The sequence below is a fragment of the Streptomyces humicola genome, from assembly GCF_024436035.1.
In the GTDB taxonomy this organism is placed as follows: domain Bacteria; phylum Actinomycetota; class Actinomycetes; order Streptomycetales; family Streptomycetaceae; genus Streptantibioticus_B; species Streptantibioticus_B humicola.
Genome location: NZ_JANFNG010000002.1, coordinates 360,459 through 381,336, shown reverse-complemented (window position 1 = coordinate 381,336; position 20,878 = coordinate 360,459). Strand labels below are relative to the sequence as shown.

General features: G+C 70.3%; 19 protein-coding genes. 11 read left to right on the top strand and 8 right to left on the bottom strand.

The features are described from left to right. Nucleotides 1-124 precede the first annotated feature (124 nt). The 4 genes from NGB36_RS05205 to NGB36_RS05190 are packed head-to-tail and all read left to right on the top strand — an operon-like array spanning nucleotide 125 to nucleotide 5,887. The gene (locus NGB36_RS05205; RefSeq protein WP_255918858.1) at nucleotides 125-1,264 is read left to right on the top strand and encodes a CaiB/BaiF CoA transferase family protein; all 1,140 of its coding nucleotides are present in this window, start codon (nucleotides 125-127) and stop codon (nucleotides 1,262-1,264) included. A gap of 11 nt (nucleotides 1,265-1,275) precedes the next feature. Beyond that, the gene (locus NGB36_RS05200; protein WP_255918857.1) at nucleotides 1,276-2,418 is read left to right on the top strand and encodes an acyl-CoA dehydrogenase family protein; all 1,143 of its coding nucleotides are present in this window, start codon (nucleotides 1,276-1,278) and stop codon (nucleotides 2,416-2,418) included. 36 nt (nucleotides 2,419-2,454) lie between these two features. Further along, nucleotides 2,455-3,669, top strand: a complete 1,215-nt coding sequence (locus tag NGB36_RS05195; RefSeq protein WP_255918856.1) for an acetyl-CoA C-acetyltransferase — start codon at nucleotides 2,455-2,457, stop codon at nucleotides 3,667-3,669. A gap of 34 nt (nucleotides 3,670-3,703) precedes the next feature. Further along, nucleotides 3,704-5,887, top strand: a complete 2,184-nt coding sequence (locus NGB36_RS05190; protein WP_255918855.1) for a 3-hydroxyacyl-CoA dehydrogenase NAD-binding domain-containing protein — start codon at nucleotides 3,704-3,706, stop codon at nucleotides 5,885-5,887. A 4-nt stretch (nucleotides 5,888-5,891) separates the two neighbouring features. On the opposite strand, the gene NGB36_RS05185 is transcribed toward NGB36_RS05190, so the two are convergent. Further along, nucleotides 5,892-6,623, bottom strand: coding sequence for a MerR family transcriptional regulator (locus tag NGB36_RS05185; protein WP_255918854.1), 732 nt, complete (start codon nucleotides 6,621-6,623; stop codon nucleotides 5,892-5,894). A gap of 187 nt (nucleotides 6,624-6,810) precedes the next feature. Here NGB36_RS05185 and NGB36_RS05180 point away from each other — a divergent pair, with 187 nt between their 5' ends. Beyond that, nucleotides 6,811-7,800 carry a pseudouridine-5'-phosphate glycosidase gene (locus tag NGB36_RS05180; protein ID WP_255918853.1) on the top strand — a complete coding sequence of 330 codons (990 nt, stop codon included), beginning with the start codon at nucleotides 6,811-6,813 and terminating at the stop codon, nucleotides 7,798-7,800. A gap of 62 nt (nucleotides 7,801-7,862) precedes the next feature. Here the strand turns inward: NGB36_RS05180 and NGB36_RS05175 are convergent, their stop codons facing one another. The 6 genes from NGB36_RS05175 to NGB36_RS05155 all read right to left on the bottom strand — a co-directional run bounded on the left by NGB36_RS05175 (nucleotide 7,863) and on the right by NGB36_RS05155 (nucleotide 12,915). Next, a complete protein-coding gene (locus tag NGB36_RS05175; RefSeq protein WP_255918852.1) occupies nucleotides 7,863-9,098 on the bottom strand; it encodes a phosphodiester glycosidase family protein in 1,236 nt (411 codons plus the stop codon). 157 nt (nucleotides 9,099-9,255) lie between these two features. Further along, complete coding sequence (locus NGB36_RS05170) at nucleotides 9,256-9,384, bottom strand: hypothetical protein (protein ID WP_255918851.1); 129 nt, start codon at nucleotides 9,382-9,384, stop codon at nucleotides 9,256-9,258. Nucleotides 9,385-9,567: 183 nt separating this feature from the next. After that, nucleotides 9,568-10,608 (bottom strand): family 2 encapsulin nanocompartment cargo protein polyprenyl transferase, encoded by a 1,041-nt coding sequence (locus tag NGB36_RS05165; protein WP_255918850.1) that lies wholly within the window; start codon nucleotides 10,606-10,608, stop codon nucleotides 9,568-9,570. Continuing rightward, a complete protein-coding gene (locus NGB36_RS05160; protein ID WP_255918849.1) occupies nucleotides 10,593-11,072 on the bottom strand; it encodes a hypothetical protein in 480 nt (159 codons plus the stop codon). Before NGB36_RS05160 ends, NGB36_RS05165 begins: the two co-directional genes overlap by 16 nt. Next, the gene (locus NGB36_RS33690; protein WP_372509372.1) at nucleotides 11,053-11,439 is read right to left on the bottom strand and encodes a terpene synthase family protein; all 387 of its coding nucleotides are present in this window, start codon (nucleotides 11,437-11,439) and stop codon (nucleotides 11,053-11,055) included. The genes NGB36_RS05160 and NGB36_RS33690 overlap by 20 nt, the downstream gene beginning before the upstream one ends. 45 nt (nucleotides 11,440-11,484) lie before the next feature. Next, entirely contained in the window at nucleotides 11,485-12,915 is a 1,431-nt protein-coding gene (locus NGB36_RS05155) for a family 2B encapsulin nanocompartment shell protein (protein WP_255918848.1), read from the bottom strand. Between the two features lie 167 nt (nucleotides 12,916-13,082). Between NGB36_RS05155 and NGB36_RS05150 the strand changes: the two genes are divergently transcribed. The 6 genes from NGB36_RS05150 to NGB36_RS05125 all read left to right on the top strand — a co-directional run bounded on the left by NGB36_RS05150 (nucleotide 13,083) and on the right by NGB36_RS05125 (nucleotide 19,975). Beyond that, nucleotides 13,083-14,297, top strand: coding sequence for an asparaginase (locus NGB36_RS05150; RefSeq protein WP_255918847.1), 1,215 nt, complete (start codon nucleotides 13,083-13,085; stop codon nucleotides 14,295-14,297). 67 nt (nucleotides 14,298-14,364) lie between these two features. Next, nucleotides 14,365-15,810, top strand: a complete 1,446-nt coding sequence (locus NGB36_RS05145; protein WP_255918846.1) for an APC family permease — start codon at nucleotides 14,365-14,367, stop codon at nucleotides 15,808-15,810. Nucleotides 15,811-16,084: 274 nt separating this feature from the next. Next, nucleotides 16,085-16,342 carry a hypothetical protein gene (locus NGB36_RS05140; RefSeq protein ID WP_255918845.1) on the top strand — a complete coding sequence of 86 codons (258 nt, stop codon included), beginning with the start codon at nucleotides 16,085-16,087 and terminating at the stop codon, nucleotides 16,340-16,342. Between the two features lie 475 nt (nucleotides 16,343-16,817). Further along, nucleotides 16,818-18,383: an APC family permease gene (locus tag NGB36_RS05135; protein WP_372509379.1), complete on the top strand. Its 1,566-nt coding sequence runs from the start codon at nucleotides 16,818-16,820 to the stop codon at nucleotides 18,381-18,383. 63 nt (nucleotides 18,384-18,446) lie between these two features. Next, nucleotides 18,447-19,406 (top strand): non-homologous end-joining DNA ligase, encoded by a 960-nt coding sequence (ligD, locus tag NGB36_RS05130; RefSeq protein ID WP_255918842.1) that lies wholly within the window; start codon nucleotides 18,447-18,449, stop codon nucleotides 19,404-19,406. Next, entirely contained in the window at nucleotides 19,403-19,975 is a 573-nt protein-coding gene (locus NGB36_RS05125; protein ID WP_255918841.1) for a type 1 glutamine amidotransferase domain-containing protein, read from the top strand. The genes ligD and NGB36_RS05125 overlap by 4 nt, the downstream gene beginning before the upstream one ends. An 82-nt stretch (nucleotides 19,976-20,057) precedes the next feature. Here the strand turns inward: NGB36_RS05125 and NGB36_RS33090 are convergent, their stop codons facing one another. Next, the gene (locus NGB36_RS33090) at nucleotides 20,058-20,735 is read right to left on the bottom strand and encodes a transglycosylase family protein (RefSeq protein WP_269469796.1); all 678 of its coding nucleotides are present in this window, start codon (nucleotides 20,733-20,735) and stop codon (nucleotides 20,058-20,060) included. Nucleotides 20,736-20,878: the final 143 nt, after the last annotated feature.

Genomic DNA, 20,878 nt, shown 5'->3' with positions numbered 1-20,878 from the left:
CCGGTTTACTCGCCGGTACGGGCTCTTGCGCCCGCCGCGAGACGTTCCTAACATCACTGATGTTACATCGATACTGTCAAAGAGGCGCCGCTCGCAACGCCTCGGAACCACGGGGAGTCGGCCCATGGACGAGCCTCCGGACGAGCCGCCGCCGCTGCCCGGCCCCCTCACGGGCGTTTCCGTGGTCGAACTGGCGGGGATCGGCCCCGGGCCGTTCGCCGCGATGCTCCTGGCGGACCTCGGCGCCGACGTGGTCCGCGTCGACCGCCCCGGCGGCGCGGGCATCGGGATCGACCCCGCACACGACATCACCAACCGCAACAAGCGCTCCGTCCTCGTCGACCTGAAGTCCGCTGCCGGGCCGGGAATCGTCCTCGACCTCGCCGAGCGTGCCGACATCCTCATCGAGGGGTACCGGCCCGGCGTCGCCGAGCGCCTCGGCGTCGGCCCCGACGCCTGTCTGGCCCGCAACCCCCGGCTCGTCTACGGCCGGATGACCGGCTGGGGCCAGCACGGACCGCTCGCCGACAGCGCCGGCCACGACATCGGCTACATCGCCACCACAGGCGCCCTGTCCATGATCGGTCCCGCGGACGGGCCGCCCGCCATCCCGGCCAATCTGCTCGGCGACTACGCGGGCGGCTCCCTCTACCTCGTCGTCGGCGTTCTCGCCGCCCTCCACCACGCGCGAACCACCGGAGCCGGCCAGGTCGTCGACGCCGCCATCGTCGACGGAACGGCCCACCTGACCGCCATGATCTGGGGCATGCTCGGCGCGGGCAGCTGGCAGGACCGGCGCGGCGCCAACCTCCTCGACGGCGGCAGCCCGTTCTACGGCGTCTACGAGACCGCGGACGGCGGATACATGGCCGTCGGCGCCCTCGAAGCCCGTTTCTACGACGAGTTCGTGACCCTCCTCGGGCTCGGCGACGACGCCCCCGACCGCGCGGACCCCGCCCGCTGGGGCGAGCTGCGCGACCGTATCGCCGCCCGCTTCGCCACCCGGACCCGCGACGAGTGGGCCGCCGTCTTCGAGGGCACCGACGCATGCGTCGCCCCCGTCCTGTCGCTGCGCGAGGCCGCCAGCCACCCGCATCTGCGCGCACGCGGCACCTTCACCAACGCGGACGGACGCACCCAGCCGGCGCCCGCACCCCGCTTCTCCGCGACCCCCGGGTCGCTGCGCCGCCCGCCCGCACTGCCCGGCGCGCACACCGCCGAGGTCGCCCGGGACTGGGACCTGCCCTCGCTCGACACCCCGTAGGAGCCAGCAGCATGCAGCGCGAGATCTTCACCGCAGAGCACGAGGCGTTCCGCGAGACCGTACGCACCTTCCTCGCCAAGGAGGTGACCCCGCACCACGAACGCTGGGAGAACGACGGTGTCGTCGACCGCGCCGCCTGGCTCGCCGCCGGACGCCAGGGGCTCCTCGGCCCGGCGGTGCCGGAGGAGTACGGAGGCGGCGGGACCGCCGACTTCCGCTACAGCGCCGTCCTCGCCGAGGAGTTCGCGCGCGCGGGCGCCTCGGGCCTGGCGATCGGGCTGCACAACGACATCGTCGGCCCCTATCTGACCTCACTCGCCACCGACGAGCAGAAGCGCCGCTGGCTGCCCGGTTTCTGCACCGGCGAGACGATCACGGCCATCGCCATGACCGAACCGGACGCCGGCTCCGACCTGCAGGGCATACGCACCACCGCGACCGACCACGGCGACCACTGGATCCTGGGCGGCACCAAGACCTTCATCTCCAACGGGATCCTTGCCGACCTGGTGGTGGTCGTCGCCAGGACGACCCCCGAGGGCGGTGCGAAGGGGCTCAGCCTGCTGGTGGTCGAACGCGGCATGGACGGCTTCGAACGCGGCCGCAACCTCGACAAGATCGGCCAGAAGGCCCAGGACACCGCCGAGTTGTTCTTCCACGACGTACGGGTGCCGAAGACCAACCTGCTCGGCACCGAGAACGGCGCCTTCGTCCATCTGATGACCAACCTCGCCCAGGAACGGCTCGCCATCGCGGTCGCGGCGATCGCCGCTGCCGAACACGTGCTGGAGCTCACCACCGCGTACGTCAAGCAGCGCTCGGCCTTCGGCCGGCCGCTCTCCCGGCTGCAGCACATCCGCTTCGAGATCGCCGAGATGGCCACCGAATGCGCCGTCACCCGCACCTTCGTCGATCGCTGCATCACCGAGCACAACCGCGCAGGGCTCGACCCGGTGCACGCCTCAATGGCCAAGTGGTACTCCACCGAACTGCAAAAACGCGTCGCCGACCGCTGCCTGCAACTGCACGGCGGCTACGGCTACATGGCCGAGTACCCGGTCGCCAGGGCCTTCACCGACGGCCGGATCCAGACCATCTACGGCGGCACCACCGAGATCATGAAGGAGATCATCGGCCGCTCGCTGCTGAGCTGACGCCCACCCCCCCCATCCCCTCGAAAGGCCTGATCGATGACCACCGAAGCGTACGTGTACGACGCGATCCGCACCCCGCGCGGTCGCGGGAAGGCGAGCGGCGCGCTGCACGGCACCAAGCCCGTCGACCTCGTCACCGGTCTCATCCACGAACTGCGCCGCCGGTCCCCCGGACTCGACCCCGCCGCCGTCGACGACATCGTGCTCGGCGTGGTGACCCCGATCGGCGACCAGGGTTCCGACATCGCCAAGACCGCAGCGATAGCAGCGGGGTTGCCCGACACTGTGGCAGGCGTCCAGGAGAACCGCTTCTGCGCCTCGGGGCTCGAAGCGGTCAATCTCGCTGCCGCAAAGGTCCGTTCCGGCTGGGAGGACCTGGTGCTCGCCGGGGGAGTGGAGTCGATGTCCCGGGTCCCGATGGGCTCCGACGGCGGGCCCTGGGCGATGGACCCGATGACCAGCATGGAGACCGGCTTCGTCCCGCAGGGCATCGGCGCCGACCTGATCGCCACCATCGAGGGCTTCAGCCGTACCGACGTCGACGCCTATGCCGCCGAGTCGCAGGCCAGGGCCGCCGAGGCATGGAAGTCGGGCCGCTTCGAACGCTCCGTGGTCCCCGTCCGCGACCGCAGCGGGCTCGTCGTCCTCGACCACGACGAGCACATCAGGCCCGGCACCACCGTGGAATCGCTAGCCGGGCTCAAGCCCTCCTTCGCCGCCATCGGCGAGGCGGGCGGCTTCGACGCCGTCGCCCTGCAGAAGTACCACTGGATCGAGGAGATCGACCACGTCCACCACGCCGGGAACTCCTCCGGCATCGTGGACGGCGCAGCGCTGGTCGCCATCGGTTCCCGCGAGGCCGGTCAGCGCGCCGGGATCACCCCCCGCGCCCGCATCGTCTCCGCCGCCGTCTCCGGCGCCGACCCGACCATCATGCTCACCGGGCCCGCTCCCGCCTCCCGCAAGGCCCTCGCCAAGGCCGGCCTGAGCATCGAGGACATTGACCTCGTCGAGATCAACGAGGCCTTCGCCGCCGTCGTCCTGCGCTTCGTCAGGGAGATGGGGCTGAGTCTGGACAAGGTCAACGTCAACGGCGGCGCCATCGCCATGGGGCACCCGCTCGGCGCCACCGGCGCGATGATCCTCGGCACCCTCGTCGACGAACTGGAACGCCGCGACCTGCGCCACGGCCTGGCCACCTTGTGCGTGGGCGGCGGCATGGGCATCGCCACCGTCGTCGAGCGCCTCTGACACCCGCCACCCGCCACCGCGCATCGGAGACCTCATGCCTGAGAGCACCACCATCCGCTGGGAACAGAACGGCGACGGCGTCGTCACCCTCGTCCTCGACGACCCCTCCCAGTCCGCCAACACCATGAACGCCGCCTTCAGCGCATCGCTCGAAGCCGTCGTCGACCGCCTCGACGCCGAACGCGACACGATCCGCGGCATCGTCATCACCTCCGCCAAGAAGACCTTCTTCGCCGGTGGCGACCTGCGCGACCTCATCCGTGCCACCCCGGAACACGCCGAGCAGGCCTTCGAGGCCGGGATGCGCGTCAAGCGGCAGCTGCGCCGCCTGGAGACACTGGGCAAGCCCGTCGTCGCCGCCATCAACGGTGCAGCGCTCGGCGGCGGTTACGAGATCGCCCTTGCGTGCCACCACCGCATCGCCCTAGACGCGCCCGGCTCGAAGATAGGCCTGCCCGAGGTGACGCTGGGCCTGCTGCCCGGCGGCGGAGGCGTCGTCCGCACCGTCCGCCTCCTCGGCATCGCCGACGCGCTGCTGAAGGTGCTGCTGCAGGGCACCCAGTACTCGCCGAAGCGGGCCCTGGACGCCGGACTGATCCACGAGGTCGCGGCCACGCCCGAGGAGATGCTCGCCGCCGCTCGCGCCTTCATCGACTCCCACCCCGAATCCGTACAGCCCTGGGACGCCAAGGGCTACCGGATCCCCGGAGGCACCCCCAGCGACCGGAAGTTCGCCGCCAACCTCCCCGCCTTCCCGGCCAACTTGACCAAGCAGCTGAACGGCGCCCCTTACCCCGCTCCGCGCAACATCCTCGCCGCGGCCGTCGAGGGCGCCCAGGTCGACTTCGACACCGCTCAGGTCATCGAGGCCCGCTACTTCACCGAACTGGTCATCGGCCGGACGTCGAAGAACATGATCCAGGCCTTCTTCTTCGACATGCAGGCCGTCAACGCGGGCCGCAGCCGCCCCGAGTCCGTCGAGGCCAGGACCGTACGCAAGGTCGCGGTCCTCGGCGCAGGCATGATGGGCGCAGGCATCGCCTACTCCTGCGCCAGGGCCGGTATCGATGTGGTGCTCAAGGACGTCTCCCTGGAGGCGGCGGCACGCGGCAAGGCGCACTCGGCGCGACTGCTGGACAAGGCAGTGGCCAAGGGGCGCACCACGCCGGAGGAACGGGCGGCGCTCCTGGGCCGGATCACTCCGGCCGCCGACCCCGCCGCACTCGCCGGATCCGACGCGGTGATCGAGGCGGTTTTCGAGGACCCGCAGCTCAAGCACACCGTCTTCCAGGAGATCCAGGACATCGTCGCGCCCGACGCCCTGCTCTGCTCCAACACCTCCACCCTGCCCATCACCCTGCTCGCCGAGGGCGTCAAGCGCGCCGAGGACTTCGTCGGCCTGCACTTCTTCTCACCCGTCGACAAGATGCCGCTGGTGGAGATCATCAAGGGTGAGCGGACCGGTGACGAAGCCCTGGCCCGCGCCTTCGACCTGGTGCGGCAGATCCGCAAGACCCCGATCGTCGTCAATGACTCCCGGGGCTTCTTCACCTCGCGCGTCATCGGGCAGTTCATCAACGAGGGCGTGGCCATGGTCGGCGAGGGCGCCGACCCGGCCTCGGTCGAACAGGCGGCGGCACAGGCGGGCTACCCGGCCAAGGTGCTCTCCCTCATGGACGAGCTGACACTCACGCTGCCCCGGAAGATCCGCAACGAGTCCAGGCGCGCCGTGGAGGAGGCCGGCGGTGTCTGGCCCGAGCACCCGGCTGAGGCGGTCATCGACCGGGTGATCGACGAGTTCGGCCGCACCGGCCGCAGCGGCGGCGCCGGTTTCTACGACTACGCCGACGACGGCAGGCGCATCCGGCTGTGGCCCGGCCTGCGCGAGCACTTCGCGAAGGAGGGCGCCGGCGTCCCGTTCGAGGACATGAAGGAGCGGATGCTTTTCGCTGAGGCGCTGGACGCGGTGCGCTGCCTGGAGGAGAACGTCATCACCTCCGTGGCGGACGCCAACATCGGTTCGATCCTCGGCATCGGCTTCCCGGCCTGGACCGGCGGTGTGCTGCAGTACATCAACGGGTACGAGGGAGGGCTGCCCGGCTTCGTCAGTCGCGCGCGCGAGCTGCAGGCCGCGTACGGGGACCGGTTCGCCCCGCCGAAGCTGTTGATCGACAAGGCGGCGCGCGGCGAGACCTTCTTGGACGTCACCGGCGCGTGATCCGCTAGGCGCTGTGCTCACCGTGCTGCGGGCCGGGCTCCTTGGCGTGCCAGGCCCGCAGCTCCTCCTTCAGTGAGCGCTGGAACGCGGTCACCAGTGCCTGCACCACCAGCGGCTGCATGTGCTGGGAGAGCGAGCGCATCGCCTGCGCGCTGCCCGGGTCCGGGTCCCACACCTCGTCGTGGAACAGCCGGCTCAACTCGCGGGCCGCCGCCCTCGCATGCTCCAGCACCACTTCCCGCGACGCCAGGATAGTCTCCAGCGCCACGGGGACGTCCAGCAGCCTGACGCCGAGATGGAGGATGCCGGGGTCGACGCGGAAGAGATCGGGGTCGTCGGTGCGCTCCAGGACGTTCATCGCGGCGAGGCGGTCCAGGTCCTCCTCGGTCAGAAGGTGACCGGCCCGCCGCTCCAGCTGTTCGCGGGTGGCTTCCTGGTCGGTGTCGGGCAGCCATGCGGCGACCAGGGCGCGGTGGAGCGCGAGGTCATGCGCGGTGATGTCGTCGGGGAGCTGTTCCAGGTAGCGCTCGATCGCGGCGAGCGTGAGGCCCTGGTGCTGCAGTTCCTCGATGAGCGCCAGCCTGGCGAGATGTTCGGGTCCGTAGCGCCCGACGCGGCGCGGTCCCAGTACGGGCGGCGGCAGCAGGCCCTTGGTGCTGTAGAAGCGGACGGTCCGCACGGTCACTCCGGCCCGTGCGGCCAGCTCGTCCACGGTGAGGCCCGGCGGAGGAGTCATCGGCGCGCCCTCGCTCTCTTGCTGTCCGCGCCTTGTCGGTCGGGTGGCCATCCGATGAAACAGTATTGCTGTCTCAGCAGCCATGTGAAAGCGAGAACCCTCACGGCCCGGGTTGCCTGATGCCCGGGGACGCAGACGGCTGGAATCGATGGCCTGCGGAGCGGGTATAGCGACCGTGGAGGATGTAATGGCTGTAATACCGGCGAATCCCGCAATCCGCCGCCCTGCTGTCCCCTGGCCGATGTGCGTCGCCGAGGAGGTCCGCGAGGCCCTGGAGCACGGCGCACCGGTCGTCGCCCTCGAATCCACGATCATCGCCCACGGCCTTCCCCGCCCCCGCAATCTCCGGATCGCCACCGAACTGGAGGAGACCGTACGCTCCCGGGGAGCCGTCCCCGCCACCGTCGCCGTCCTTGACGGCACTGCCCATATCGGCCTGGACAAGGCACAGTTGGAGCGCGTCGCCAACGACGACTCCCTGCGCAAGCTGGGCCACCGGGATCTGGCGATCGCCCTCGGCTCGGGCGGCAGCGGCGCGACGACGGTCTCCGCCACGGCCTTCCTCGCCGCACGTGCCGGGCTGCGCGTCTTCGGCACCGGCGGCCTCGGCGGCGTGCACCGCGGCTGGACCGCGACCCAGGACGAATCAGCTGATCTCGGTCTGCTCGCCCGCACCCGGATCACCGTGGTGTGCGCCGGCGTGAAGTCCATCCTCGACGTGCCCGCCACGCTGCAACGGCTGGAGACCCTCGGCGTCGGCGTGCTCGGCTTCCGCACGCCTACCTTCCCCGGCTTCTATCTGCACAGCTCGGGGCTGCCCGTCGACTGGACAGTTCAGGAGGCGGCCGAGGTCGCCGCGGTCATGCGCGCCCAGGACGCGCTTGACGGCCCCGACTGCGCACTGATCGTCGCCAATCCCGTGCCCATGGAGGCGCAGCTCGACCCGGAGCTGCACGACCGCGTACTCGCCGAGGCGCTGGAGACCGCGACCAAGGAGGGGATCAGCGGGCAGGCCGTCACCCCGTATCTGCTGGATCTGCTGGTGCGGCAGACCGGCGGCGCCTCGCTCGAAGCCAATCTTGCGGCGGTACGCGGCAACGTGCGGATCGCCGCCGAAATCGCTGTGGAGTGGTCACGTCAGGTGGCGCAGGCCGGCGGCCGGGCAGGACACGCCTGAGGATCCCGCCGGGCGGGGCGGAGACCTGCCCGATGAGACCCTCGTGGCCGTTGCCGTGGAGCTCACTCCCCGGCGAAGACCCCGATCCCCTCGGGGACCATGCGTTCTGCACCGCCGGAGGGGTGGTTGCGCACCGTCACCCCGTCGCTGTCCGGTCCGCGAGTGACGAGTGTCGACGAGCCGCCGCCGTCGAGATCGATCGCACCGTCGGCGCCGAGATTGGTCATGACGTCGGCCAGTTCGCTGATGGTCAGCCCGGGGCGGTCCGCCCGGCTGCCGTCCAGGGCCAGCATGTAGAAGGTGTGTCCGTCGTCCCCGTACCCGGCGCTCGTCCTGATCGCGGGCACCCGGTCGTCGAGGCCGGGCAGCGGCTGCCCGTTGCGGACGATGGGGAACCCGCCGGCGGCGAAGCGCAGTGGCACATGGTCCGAGGAGACGAGCCCGCTCGTCACGTTCACCCGGTCGCCCGGCTGCAGCCGCCGCAACTGCTGCGCGCCCTGCTCCCGCCCGATGAGCACGACTGTGCCGGGCGAGATGGGGCCGTACCCCGGTTCGTCGTCGGTGCCGGTGACCTTGCCGTCTCGCACCGTCACCTCGAAGGTGTCGTCGGTGCAGCCGTCGCGCCAGCGGTAGTCCGTGCCGCAGACCGCGCGGGCGCGCGAGGCCGAGCCCCAGCGCGATGTGAACGCACCGATGCCGTTCACGGGCAGCGCGTACTGGTTGAGACCGCGCAGCGGGTACCTCCCGTACGGGGTCGAGACGGAACCGGAGACCGTCAGGCGCTCCAGACGCGCCACGTTGTCGGTGCCCACCGCGATCACGTCCTGGGTGGACGTGCCCGGCGGCAGCGAGGGGCCGAACCGCTGGCCTCGGGGCACGGCGCCCTTGATCGCCTCGCTGTCGGCGATCGCCGGTCCCACGGTTGCGCCGGTCGCCTCGACGGGGTGCCGGCCGACCTCGGAGATGTCGAAGAAGTCCGCGTTGATCCCCCCGACGGCGCCCTCGTCGTCGGCCATCCGTGAGACGGTGGCGCGCTCGGTGACCGCTCCCGCGTGGAGCAGATCGACCGTCACATGAGGGTTGCTCAGGTCGGCGACGAGCAGGTGGCCGTACGCCCGTCCGTGCGAGGAGTGCAGCACGAACTCGCGGTAGTACACCCCCGGGGCCACCTGGACGTCGTCGACGAAATGGATCGAAGGCGCGGCGATTGCGCTTCCGGCTCCGGCGCCGGAGATCAATGCACTCCACGCCACGAGGAGCGTTCCGGCCGCGCGGGCGCGGCTCCTACGACTCAACATATTTCCGCCTGGTGATGTCGGGACAGCTGACGGCCTGCTGGCATGGCATCAGATATTCCGGCAAGATCAGTCATATAAACATCTTGTCACCCGGATTCAGGGCGAGGCGGCGGAAGGCGGTCGAGAAAGATCCCGAATGCCGTCGGTTTCACCCGCGTCACACCGCCGAACGGGTAATCCATCTCCTGATGACGATCAGTGACACCGCCACCAGAGCGGCGAGGGAGAGAACCATCAGCGCATGCGCGATGGTATTGGGCAGCCCGAACAGGAACGTGAATCCCACCGTCAGTACCCCGCCCTGCGGCGAAGATGAATCCGGCGACGTCGTTGTGCTCCTGGCGCACTCGACGGGGAACCAGGTGCTGCAGCAGGAACAGGCCTGCGGCACAGCATACGAGAACGGCGATCAATATGCCGACATCGGAAAGGCTGACAAGCGGCCCTCGTTTTCCCTTTGTTGGTGTGATCAGTGGGCCCGGCGGGTCACCAACTCGGCGAGCGCGAGCAGATCACCCGCGGCGCGCCCGTCCGGCACGGCCCTCGACAAGTGGCCGATGGCGTCGGCCATCCGGTCGCACGCCTGGATCTGCGCCCAGTCGCTGGCGCCCGCACGCTCGACGGCGTCGGCCGCACGGTGCACCTCGCCCGACCCCAGAGGCCGTTCGCTCCTGTAGATGCCGGCGAGCTCCTGTGCGGCGGGCGTCGCCGAGCGCAGCGCCGCCACGACGGGCAGGGACTTCTTGCGCGCCACGAGATCGGCACCGACCGGCTTCCCCGTGACGGATGCGTCACCCCAGATCCCGATCAGGTCGTCGATCAGCTGGAACGCGAGGCCGACCTGACGGCCGAAGGCGTCCATGGCGTCGACCGCCTCGTCGTCCGCCCCCGCGTACATCGCGCCCAGCGCGCACGCACAGCCGAGCAGCGCACCCGTCTTCGCTTCGGCCATCGCAAGGCATTCGTCGAGCGAGACATCGGGGCTGTGCTCGAAGGCACAGTCCGAGTGCTGTCCTTCGCACAGCTGAAGGACGCACTCCGACAGTCGGGCCGCCGCGCCCGCCGCCCGCGGGTGCACGTCCTCCGAGAGGATGCGAACCGCCAGCGCGTGCATGGCATCGCCGGCGAGTATGGCGTCCGGAATGCCGAACACCGACCAGGCGGTGGATCGGTGACGGCGTGTCGGGTCGTGGTCGAAGACGTCGTCGTGCAGCAGCGTGAAATTGTGCACCAGTTCCACCGCGGCAGCCGCGGGCACGGCCTGCTCGGCCGAACCGCCCAGCGCCCTGACCGTGGCCAGGACGAGCGCCGGGCGTATCGCCTTGCCCGCGTCGCCGGCGGCCGGGCTGCCGTCGGCGTTCTGCCAGCCGAAGTGATAGGCGGCGATGCGCCGCATCGCGGGGGGAAGGGTCTGGACGGCGCCGCGGAGCGCCGGGTCGACGGCGAGCCGGGTGCGGGCGAGGATTCCGGCGGCCTCGTGGCCCTCACGGTCGATCACGAAGGATCCCATGGTGCGTACGCCTCAACTTCCTTGGCACCGGTGATTCCTGGACATAGGGGTGGTACGCGAGGAGGGCCGACGGTCGGGGCGACCGGCGTTATGGGACGCGCGCCGCGGGCGCGGCCGTCCGCGCGGCCGAGGTGCCGAGCCCGGACGGCCGGCCTCCACTCCGGGAACTGTGCGCCGGCTGCGCTGCGCTCCCGCGCGGGCATAGCGGACGGTCTACTGTGCCCAGGCGAGGTCTCCGCCAACGAGTCCTGAAGCTCTTCGACGTAGGCGAGCAGCCGCTCCCGGGCCGTGCCCGTGAGATCGAACTCCTCGAAGAGGGGGAGCGCGGCGGCCGCTTTCTCGAACTGCCACGTGCGCATGGCGATCACCTCCCGCACCACGTCCACCGCCAGGAGCAGATCGCAGCCCAGCAGCCGCTGGGCGACGAGAGCCGCGTTGTTGATCTCATCTTCGTCGTCGGTCATCGTGCCGGCGGCACATCACCTCGGGCGGGATCTCCGCGTTGCCGAGCGGCCGGCCGGCGAAGGTGGGCCGAGAAGTGCGTTCCCGCGGTCCTGCGGTCCATCTCGATGTAGTCGACCGGATCGGGGATCCGCGCTGTGCGAGGTTGGCCGGCTCCCACAGCCGGCTTTCGACGAAGGCCATCACGTCAGCGGCGAGCCGGCGACGGCCGGCGGCCGTCAACCCGGGCGCCGTGCGCGTCCACAGCTCCACGAGCCCCCACTCCACGGGATTGACGGGCACAGGTAGCGTCATGGCCGGGCGCGAGGGTGGATGGAGATAACGAGCAGTTCGAATGGCTGCATGAGCTGCGCCCCGCCTTCCGGTCACCGTCCTCAAGGCACCGTCCTCGAGACAGGTCTTTGAGAAGGGCGGTCAATCACGGGCGCGGGCGATCTCGACATTCTCCAGAATGCCGAGTGCGTCCGGGACGAGGACCGCGGCGGAATAGTAGGCGCTGACGAGATAGGAGATGATCGCCTTTTCGTCGATGCCAGTGAAGCGCACCGAGAGGCTCGGTTCGAATTCGTCAGGGATCCCGGTCTGATGGAGGCCGACCACGCCCTGATTGTCCTCTCCCACACGCAGTACGAGAATGGAGCTGGTGTGGCCACCGTTGATGGGGATTTTGTTGCACGGCAGGAACGGGACGCCGCGCCATGACGGCACCGCATGACCGTGGAAGTCGATGGAGTCGGAGTAGAGGCCACGCCGGTTGCATTCACGCCCGAACGCGGCGATGGTCCGGGGATGGGCGAGCAGAAATTGCGAGTTGCGCCGCCGGCTCAGCAGCTCGTCGAGGTCGTCCGGTGTGGGCGGCCCGGAATGGGTGTGAATGCGCTGGCTGTAATCTGCGTTGTGCAGCAGGCCGAATTCGCGATTGTTGACGAGTTCGTGCTCCTGGCGCTCCCGCAAGGCCTCGACGGTGAGTCGCAGCTGATGCTCGATCTGGTTCATGGGCTGGTTGTACAGATCGGCGACCCGGCTGTGCACACGCAGCACGGTCTGGGCGACGCTCAGCTCGTACTCCCGTGGCGCGAGCTCGTAATCGACGAACGTGCCGGGCAGCGTGTGCTCGCCCTCGTGGCCGGAGGCGAGGTGAATCGCCGCCTCACCATGCCCGTTCTGCGCCTGCCGTGTCCCGCCCAGGAACCGTTGGATCTGCTCCCGCAGCGCACCCGACTGCTCGGCCAGGTTCCGGAATGCCTGGCGCGGGAGAGCGAGCAGGGTGCATGCGGTGGCCGCGGTCGCGGTGAACTCCCAGGTGCTGTCGGACTCGGTGAGCGCCTCGTCGCCGAAGTGGTCGCCGTCCGCCAGGACGCCGAGCACCGCGCGCTCCCCGTATTTCCCGGTGCCCACCTTGTTCACCTTGCCGTGGGCGACGAGGAATACCCGGTCCACCGGCCGGCCGGATTCGGTGATGGTCTGGCCCGCCTCGAATTCTTGCTGAACAAATCCGTCGGCCAGTGCGCCCAGCACCGGCGCATCCTCGAAGCCCCGTAGCACCGGGAGTTCGGCGAGCTCTTCCGGAACGACCCGTACGTCGGATCCGGTCTGCACGAAAGTGAGCCGTCCGTCGCCCGCGGTGTACGTCAGACGCCGGTTCACCCGATAGGTGCCGCCGGATACCTGAACCCACGGAAGAACTCGCAGGAGCCAGCGCGAAGTGATGCCCTGCATTTGCGGGGCGGACTTGGTGGTCGTCGCCAGATTTCGTGCCGCTGCGGTACCGAGACTGGTCGGCACCTGCCCGTTCCGAGGAGCCGCCCCGTTTGATTCCACACCGAATTCCGCATCGACCGACATAAAACGGTCCCTCCCCTGGATCGTGTGGTCTGCGAAATCCATCGTGACGGGCTGCGGAACGGCCTGTCATCACACGATCAGGTGATTCGGCCTGTACGGTTGTGCGATCTGATAAGTGTGCGACGCCGACCGGCCACGGGGCGCCGGCCGCGGGAAAGAGGTGCTTGATGACGACGGGACCCACGGTGGCGGTCTTCTCGCTCGGAGGCACGATCGCCATGACCACTGTGAGCGACGCACGCGAGCAGGTGGAGTGGCCGGCCGAGGGACGAGGCCGTCCGCGGAGCGTGGGGGCGGGCGGAGAAGCGAACGGAGGGGGAGCTGTGAGCGACGCACGCGAGCAGGTGGAGTGGCCGGCCGAGGGACGAGGCCGTCCGCGGAGCGTGGGGGCGGGCGGAGAAGCGAACGGAGGGGGAGCCCCCGGGGCGACGGGTGCCGTCGCGCCCGCGCTGTCGGCCCGTGAACTGCTGGACTCCGTACCGGGGTTGGATGCCCTCGGTATTCGACTGCGCGTCCATGATGTGCGCAGGCTGCCGGGCGCCTCGCTCTCACTCGCCGATCTCGACGCGCTGTACACCACGGTTGCCGCCGAGCTCGACGGTGAGGCCGGGGCGGTGGACGGCGTGGTGGTCGTTCAGGGCACGGATACCATCGAGGAGACGGCCTTCTACCTCGACGTGATCCACAGCGCGGACGCGCCCGTCGTCGTCACCGGTGCGATGCGCAACCCGACCCAGCCCGGACCCGACGGGCCGGCGAACCTGTACGCCGCCGTCGTCTGCGCGGCCTCATCACGCCTGCGCGGCGCCGGCTGCGTCGTCGTCCTCGGCGACGAGATCCACGCCGCCCGTACGGTGGCCAAGAGCCACTCGGTCAGCCCGGCGGCGTTCGTCTCCCCGGGGGCGGGGCCGCTCGGCCTGGTCGCGGAGGGCAGGGTGTGGCTGCACCACTCGCTGCCACCGCGGATGGTCTCGCCCGCCACCGCGGCGGCCCCGGCAATCGCCTCCGATGTCCGCGTCGGCCTGCACACGGTGACGCTCGGCGACGACGGCGAGGCGCTGTCGCTGCTCGGCGCCGGCTGCGACGGCCTGGTTGTCGCCGGGTTCGGCGCGGGACATGTGGCCGCCGCCATGGTGCCGAAACTGGAGGAGCTCGCGGCGCGCATCCCCGTCGTCCTCACGTCGCGCACCGGCAGCGGCCCGGTGCTCGCCCGCACCTACGGCTTCCCCGGCTCCGAGCGCGACCTGCTGGAGCGCGGGCTGATCAGCGGCGGTGACCTGAGCCCGTACAAGGCGCGGCTGCTGCTGCACCGACTGCTCGCCGCAGGTTGCAAACCCCATGGGATCGCAGGGGAGTTCGCCGCGCGCACGGTGTCGAGGTAACGACGGCCGGTGTCACGGCCGCCCTTCCTGGGCACCGTAGGGGAGACAGCCGGGGAACGGGATGAGCATGAGAACAGCATCGGACGCAGGGCTCGCACCGGGGGCGCTGCGCCCCGTCAATGTGCTCGCCATCGCCGTCTCTGCGATCTCGCCCACGACGTCGGTCTTCCTCATCTACGGTTCGGGGCTCGGCTCGGCCGGCACCGGCGTGGTCTGGGCGTTCGTGATCGGCGCGGTCATCGCGATGGCCATGGCCCTGTGCTACGCCGAGTCAGGGTCCCTCTTCCCTTCGGCGGGCGGCGCCTACACCATCGTGCGGCGGGCGCTCGGGCCGGTCCTCGGGGGCGTTGCGGCCGTTCTGTTCCTGCTGCTCGGTGTCGTCTCGACCGCCTCCATCCTCACCGCCTCCGCGACCTATCTCACGGGGCCATCCGGCCTGCTCCACGGCAGGCTTCCGGTCGGCTGGACGGCGCTGGCGATGATGGTGCTGGTCACCCTCCTCTCGGTAGGCAGGATTTCGCCGGCGAGTTGGGTGGCCGGCGCCATGCTGCTGCTCGAACTCGCCGTGATCGGTGTCTTCACGGCGTTTGCCTTCGCCCATCCGACGCCCGGCAGCCATCCGTTCACCCATCCCGTGATCCCCGTGCACGGTGGCAGTGAGGCCGTCACGGCCGGCCCGGCGGCGTTGCTCGCCGCAGTCGTCCCCGCGCTGTTCGCCTTCAACGGATACGACTGGCCGCTGTACTTCGCCGAGGAGTCCCGCGGACCGCGACGCACGCTGCCGCGGGCAGTGGTGTGGGCCGCGGGGATCTCCGTCGTGGTGGAGCTGCTCGCCGTTGTCGCGGCCACCTATGCCGTGGGCGACCTGGCCACGACGTCGGCGAGCGATGCGCCGCTGTCCCTGATCGCCCGTACCGCGATGGGGCCGACCGGGGCGACGGTGCTGCTGGCCGGGGTCGTGGTGGCGATGTTCGACACCGGACTCGCCGGAAACCTCGGCTACGCGCGGATCTACTACGCCGCCGCGCGCGACGGGATGCTGCCGGGACCGCTGGGCCGGTTCTTCGCTTACACCTCCGCCGGCTCGCGGGTCCCGGTCGGAGGCTTCGCCTTCCTCTTCGTCGGCAACGGCGTCCTGTGCGTGTTCACTTCGCTCGACGGCCTGATCACCTTCACCGGAGTGGTGATCGTCACCATCTATCTGCTGGTGGCCGTCTCGGCTCTGGTGTGCCGCATCCGCGGGCGCCGCGGCGGGACCGACCCGGCGGACCCGGCGGACCCCACGGACCCGAGGGCCCCGTTCCGGATGCCGTTGTGGCCGCTGCCCCCGCTGATCGCCGTCGCCGGAGTGATCCTGGCCCTCTCCCAGCAGGACGCCCGCGACCTGATCATCGCCTTCGGTCTCGCTGCGGCTGCCTGCGCCGGTTACGTCGCTGTGCGTCGCAGGCTCACGGGGGCGGCAACCTGCAGACAGGATATGGGGATCAATCGAGAGGTCCCCAATTCCCACTAACGCTGGCGACTGTCACCCTCAGCCGGGTGAATTCATCGCCGCACCCCTCACCACCGCGCCCCCTACCGAGGTGCTCCGGCTCGACGTCCCGCCGCTGCTCGAAGGGCTCGACCCTGGCGACCACCCGACTCCGAGGGACGAGGCGCTGGAGCCCGCGTCGGACGCATGGGGGCGCGGCGCACCTGGTTCCTGGCCAACGGAGCCTCGCAGGGCAACCGGATCGCAGGACCGGTCGCCAGGTCCCTCGGCCGGACCCCCGGTGGTGCAGCGGAGCGTGCACTCCAACGTGATCGGCAGCCTGGTGCTCTCCGGGATGCATGCCGCGTTCGTCCACAGCATTGCGCATGGCGTCACCCCCGCCGCGCTGGCCGCCGCGCCGGCCGCCGCGATCGCCGACGCGCCGGACGCCGCGGCCGCCTACAACGTCACGCCGGACGCCGCGGCCGCCTACGTCGTCAGGCCGAGCGACTTCGCGCCGTCGCTGACGTGCGCGGGCTCGCCGAGGTCGCACACGCCGCCGGCATCCCGCTGATCGTGGACGAGGCCTGGGGCCCCACCTCGGCGTGGAACCGGAGCTGCCCGTGGGCGCTCTGGCGCACGGCGCGGACCTGGCGATCTCCAGCACCCACAAGCTCGCGGGCAACCTCACCCCGTCCGCGATGCCGCATCTGGGCGACACCGCCTTCGCCGACCGGCTCGAACCCTGGGTGCACCGGGTGGCTGGTGCTCGTCGACTGCGTGAGGTGGAACCAAGCGCCCACCGGATACATGCGCGGCGCAGTGGACGCGGCGGTCACGCGGCTGCGCGTCGTCGACGAAGCGGCCGAGGCGACGGACGGGGCAGAGGCTTCCGCCCCGTAGGATCTCTGCGCGCCTGGCGTTGCGAATCCCTGCCCACTGGGCCCTGTCATCGGCGAAATCGAAGGCCATGTGACCCCTGCCACCGACAAGCGCAGGGCATACCCCTACAATTCTCCGCAACCCCCACGAAGGGCAGCAAGTTGACTGTGCCAAGCGTCGCGTCCGAAAGCGGACGCCTGCTGCGGAAGAAGCCCGTGGCCACCCTAATTGCAGAGAGCGCCGCCAACACGCCGCCGCCGGGCGCTCCGGCGAGCGACGGGCGGTCCGGCATACGGCTTCGCCGGTCGATCGGGCTGTGGCAGCTCGCCGCGATCGGCATCAGCTCCACCATCGGCACAGGCATCTTCTTCGTGCTGAGCTCCGCAGTGCCGCAGGCTGGTCCCGCGGTCGTGATCTCCTTCGTGATCGTGGCGATCGCCGCCGGCCTGACCGCGCTGTGCTACGCGGAGCTCGCCTCGGCGATCCCGGTCGCCGGATCCTCGTACTCGTACGCGTACGCGACCCTCGGCGAGATCGTCGCCTTCGGCGTCGGCGCCTGCCTGCTTCTGGAGTACGGCGTGTCGGCCTCCGCCACCGCGGTGAGCTGGGGCCAGTACCTCAACGAGTTCTTCGGCACGGCCTTCGGCTTCACCATCCCCGAAGCGCTGGCGGCCCCGCCCGGCGACGGCGGCTACTTCAACCTGCCCTCGGTGATCCTGGTCGCGATGTGCTGCCTGTTGCTGGTGCGCGGCTCAGGTGAGTCCGCCCGGGTGAACGCCATCATGGTGGCCGTCAAGATCACCGTACTGGTGCTCTTCGTCGCGATCGGCCTGACCGGCTTCCACTCCGGCAACCTCCATCCCTTCATGCCGCTCGGCATGACCGGCGTCGGCGTCGCGGCTTCCAGCATCTTCTTCTCCTTCATCGGTATGGACGCCATCTCCACCGCCGGTGAGGAGGTCAGGAACCCGCGCCGCACCATGCCGGTGGCGATCATCCTCACCCTGGTCGTCGTCACCGTGCTCTACCTGGGCGTCGCCGTCACGGCCGTCGCAGCCCAGCCGTGGCAGAAGTTCAACGGCCAGGAGGCCGGTCTCGCGCAGATCCTGCAGGACGTCACCGGGAGCAGCTGGCCTGCCACGATGTTCGCGCTCGGCGCCGTGATCTCGATCTTCAGCGTGACGCTGGTGACCATCTACGGCCAGACCCGGATCCTGTTCTCCATGGGCCGCGACGGCATGCTGCCGCCACGCTTCGCCAAGGTCTCGCCGCGCACCGGCACCCCCGTCTGGAACACCCTCGTGGTCGGCTCAGGCGTCGCGCTGCTCGCCGCGTTCGTACCGCTCGACGAGCTCACCGATCTCACCAGCATGGGCACCCTCGTCGCCTTCACCGTAGTGTCCGCCGGCGTGATCATCCTGCGGCGCAAGCAGCCGGAGCTGGAGCGCGGCTTCAAGGTGCCGGGCTACCCGGTGACCCCGGTCCTCAGTATCGCCTTCTGCCTGTACCTGATCTACGGGCTGCACGTGTCGACGTTCGTCATGTTCGGTGCATGGCTCGCGGGTGCCGCGGCGATCTACTTCGGCTACGGCATCCGTCACTCGCGGCTGGCGCAGCAGCCCGCCGCCTCCGCCACCGCCGCCTCCGCCACCGCCGCCTCCGCCACCGCCGACGCCGGCAGCGCCGCCGGGGGCGAGGGCGAGAAGGCGGTGCGGCCCGTCGAGCGCTCCTGACGCATTACGGCGCCTTCCGGGCATATCGCATGATTGCCGTCCTGCGCGGGCAATGATCAGACCATGCGCACCGCGCAAGGCGAGCAGCAGGACCGGCAGCCGCAGCGCCAGGCGGTGGAGATCGACGGCCACCGCCTGGTCCTGACCCACCTCGACCGGCTGCTCTTCCCGGCGACCGGCCACACCAAGGCCCATCTGCTCCACTACTACGCACAGATCGCGGCCGTCATGGTGGTGCACACCGCCGGCCGGCCCGCGTCCTTCGTCCGTGCCCCGGAGGGGCCCGAAGGGCAGAGCTGGGTCGCCAAGAACCCGCCGCCGGGCACCCCCGAGTGGATCACCGTCGCGGAGGTTCCGGGCCGGGAGGGTCCCGCGCGTCACGTCGTCGTCGACTCACCGGCGGCCGTGGTGGCCATGGCCAATCTCGGCGCCTTCGAAATGCACGTCCCGCAGTGGACGACGGAGGGCGGACCGGAGCTCCACGACCGGCTCGTCCTGGACCTCGACCCAGGCGACGGGGTGGACATCGTCGCGTGCTGCCGCGTGGCGCATCGGCTCAGGCAGCTGCTCGCGGACGACGGTCTGGTGGCGTACCCCGTGGTCTCCGGCGGCAAGGGCCTGCACCTCTATGTCCCCCTCTGCCCCGCCCCCTCAGCCGACGTCACCGGCTATGCCAAAGCCCTCGCCACCCGGCTGCGCGCCGAGCGGCCGGACCAGGTCGTCGTCACCATGGTCCGCGCCGCCCGCACCGGCAGGGTGCTGATCGACTGGTCCCAGAACTCCTCGGCCAAGACCACCGCCGCGCCCTACACGCTGCGCATCCGCGAACGACGTCCATCGGTGGCCGCCCCGCTCACCTGGGACGAGGTCGACAGCTGCACCGATCCCAGGGAGCCGCAGTTCTCCCCCGAGCAGGTCGTCGAGCGGGTGTCGGACCACGGCGATCTGCTGGCCGGGCTCGCCGACCCCGCTCGCGCCTGCCGGCTCCGATTCACCTCGCAAGGAGGGAGAGATGAACGATGAAGGTCGCCTTCCTCGTGGCCCATGAGGGCGTCGAGCAGGTGGAGCTCACCGACCCATGGGAAGCCGTGTACGAGGCAGGCGGCACGCCTGCCCTCGTCTCCACCCGGCCAGGACGCATCCAGGCCTATCACCATCTCGACAAGGACCAGACGTTCAAGGTGGACCGGACCGTCGCCGACGCCTCCGTCGAGGAGTACGACGCGCTTGTGCTGCCGGGCGGCGTCGCCAACCCGGATTTCCTGCGGCTGGAGCCGAAGGCCGTCGCATTCGTCAAGGGCTTCTTCGACGCGGGCAAACCCGTCGCGGCCATCTGCCACGCCCCGTGGACCCTCGTCGAAGCCGATGTCGTGCGCGGCCGCACCCTCACCTCCTGGCCCAGCATCAGGACCGATATCCGCAACGCGGGCGGGAGCTGGGTCGACGAGCCGGTGCACGTATGCACTCGCGGCCCCAACGCACTGATCACCAGCCGCAGAGCGGGCGACCTGGAGGCCTTCGACGACGCCTTCGTCACCGAGTTCACCAAGGCGGCGAAGGGCGCCCAGTGGCGCATGGGCGCGCCGCACTGAACGGCTCACACTGAACGGCCGGCGCAGCGCACTGCGCCGGGCCCGCGAGCGGTACGCACCGCCCGCCGGCCCGGCGGCGGTCTCAGTGACCGTGGTGCCCGTGCGGTGCATGCTCGTTGTGATGCTGCTTGTCATGCGCCTTGTGGTGCGCCCTGGGGTGCGTCTTGTGGTGCGTCTTGAGATGGATCTTGTGGTGCGCCCCGTGGTGCTTCTTGTGGTGCGCTCCGTGGTGCTTCTTGTGGTGCGGTCCGCCGTGCGCCAAGCGCCGGCAGTGGTGCCTGGTGCGATGTCCGTGGATCACCGTGGTCCACCGCATGGCCGAGTGCCGGATGGCGTGCACCTCCCCCAAGACGCCGTCGATCGCGGCCGCGGCCGCGGCTTCGGCGCCGAGCCCGATCCGGCGTGAGCAGACCGGCCACGCGGCCGGACCCTGGTCGGAAAGGACGCGCTCCGCGATGTCGATCTGTTCTCGGCGGCTGGCCTCGTCGGCGCGCGGCGCGTACGCCGTGCCGCCGTGCTCGGCCCAGGTGGAAGGACTGAACTGCAGGCCTCCCTGCAAGCCGTTCCCGGTGTGTGCGTGCCAGTTCCCGCCAGACTCGCAGGCCGCCAGGGCGTCCCAGACGGGACGTGCGTCCGCGTGGGCTTCGGCGGCGGGGAGAAGCGGGAAGAAGAGGGCACCGGCGGCCGTTGCCGCAGCGGTGCGCAGCCTGTGCCGGTGGTGACAGACCTGGACCATCCGGCTCTCATGCCAAGGACGCATCTCAGCCTCCAGGGCGCGGTCACGGATCCGGCTCCGTGTCGTGGAGGAGTCGCCGCGCCCGCCCAGAGCAGAACGCGGACCGCAACCGCTCGCACGTCGAACTCGGCCTGCCGTCGGGCGTTTCTGAGTGCCCGTCAAATCCC

Bases quoted from the DNA above. Each gene is read 5' to 3' on its own strand.
- NGB36_RS05125 (WP_255918841.1), top strand. From the start codon at position 19,403: ATGAAGGTCGCCTTCCTCGTGGCCCATGAGGGCGTCGAGCAGGTGGAG.
- NGB36_RS05160 (WP_255918849.1), bottom strand. From the start codon at position 11,072: ATGACCGACGACGAAGATGAGATCAACAACGCGGCTCTCGTCGCCCAG.
- NGB36_RS05200 (WP_255918857.1), top strand. From the start codon at position 1,276: ATGCAGCGCGAGATCTTCACCGCAGAGCACGAGGCGTTCCGCGAGACC.
- NGB36_RS05180 (WP_255918853.1), top strand. From the start codon at position 6,811: ATGGCTGTAATACCGGCGAATCCCGCAATCCGCCGCCCTGCTGTCCCC.
- NGB36_RS05205 (WP_255918858.1), top strand. From the start codon at position 125: ATGGACGAGCCTCCGGACGAGCCGCCGCCGCTGCCCGGCCCCCTCACG.
- ligD (WP_255918842.1), top strand. From the start codon at position 18,447: ATGCGCACCGCGCAAGGCGAGCAGCAGGACCGGCAGCCGCAGCGCCAG.
- NGB36_RS05175 (WP_255918852.1), bottom strand. From the start codon at position 9,098: ATGTTGAGTCGTAGGAGCCGCGCCCGCGCGGCCGGAACGCTCCTCGTG.
- NGB36_RS05165 (WP_255918850.1), bottom strand. From the start codon at position 10,608: ATGGGATCCTTCGTGATCGACCGTGAGGGCCACGAGGCCGCCGGAATC.
- NGB36_RS05190 (WP_255918855.1), top strand. From the start codon at position 3,704: ATGCCTGAGAGCACCACCATCCGCTGGGAACAGAACGGCGACGGCGTC.
- NGB36_RS33090 (WP_269469796.1), bottom strand. From the start codon at position 20,735: ATGCGTCCTTGGCATGAGAGCCGGATGGTCCAGGTCTGTCACCACCGG.
- NGB36_RS05195 (WP_255918856.1), top strand. From the start codon at position 2,455: ATGACCACCGAAGCGTACGTGTACGACGCGATCCGCACCCCGCGCGGT.
- NGB36_RS05155 (WP_255918848.1), bottom strand. From the start codon at position 12,915: ATGTCGGTCGATGCGGAATTCGGTGTGGAATCAAACGGGGCGGCTCCT.
- NGB36_RS05145 (WP_255918846.1), top strand. From the start codon at position 14,365: ATGAGAACAGCATCGGACGCAGGGCTCGCACCGGGGGCGCTGCGCCCC.
- NGB36_RS05150 (WP_255918847.1), top strand. From the start codon at position 13,083: ATGACGACGGGACCCACGGTGGCGGTCTTCTCGCTCGGAGGCACGATC.
- NGB36_RS05185 (WP_255918854.1), bottom strand. From the start codon at position 6,623: ATGACTCCTCCGCCGGGCCTCACCGTGGACGAGCTGGCCGCACGGGCC.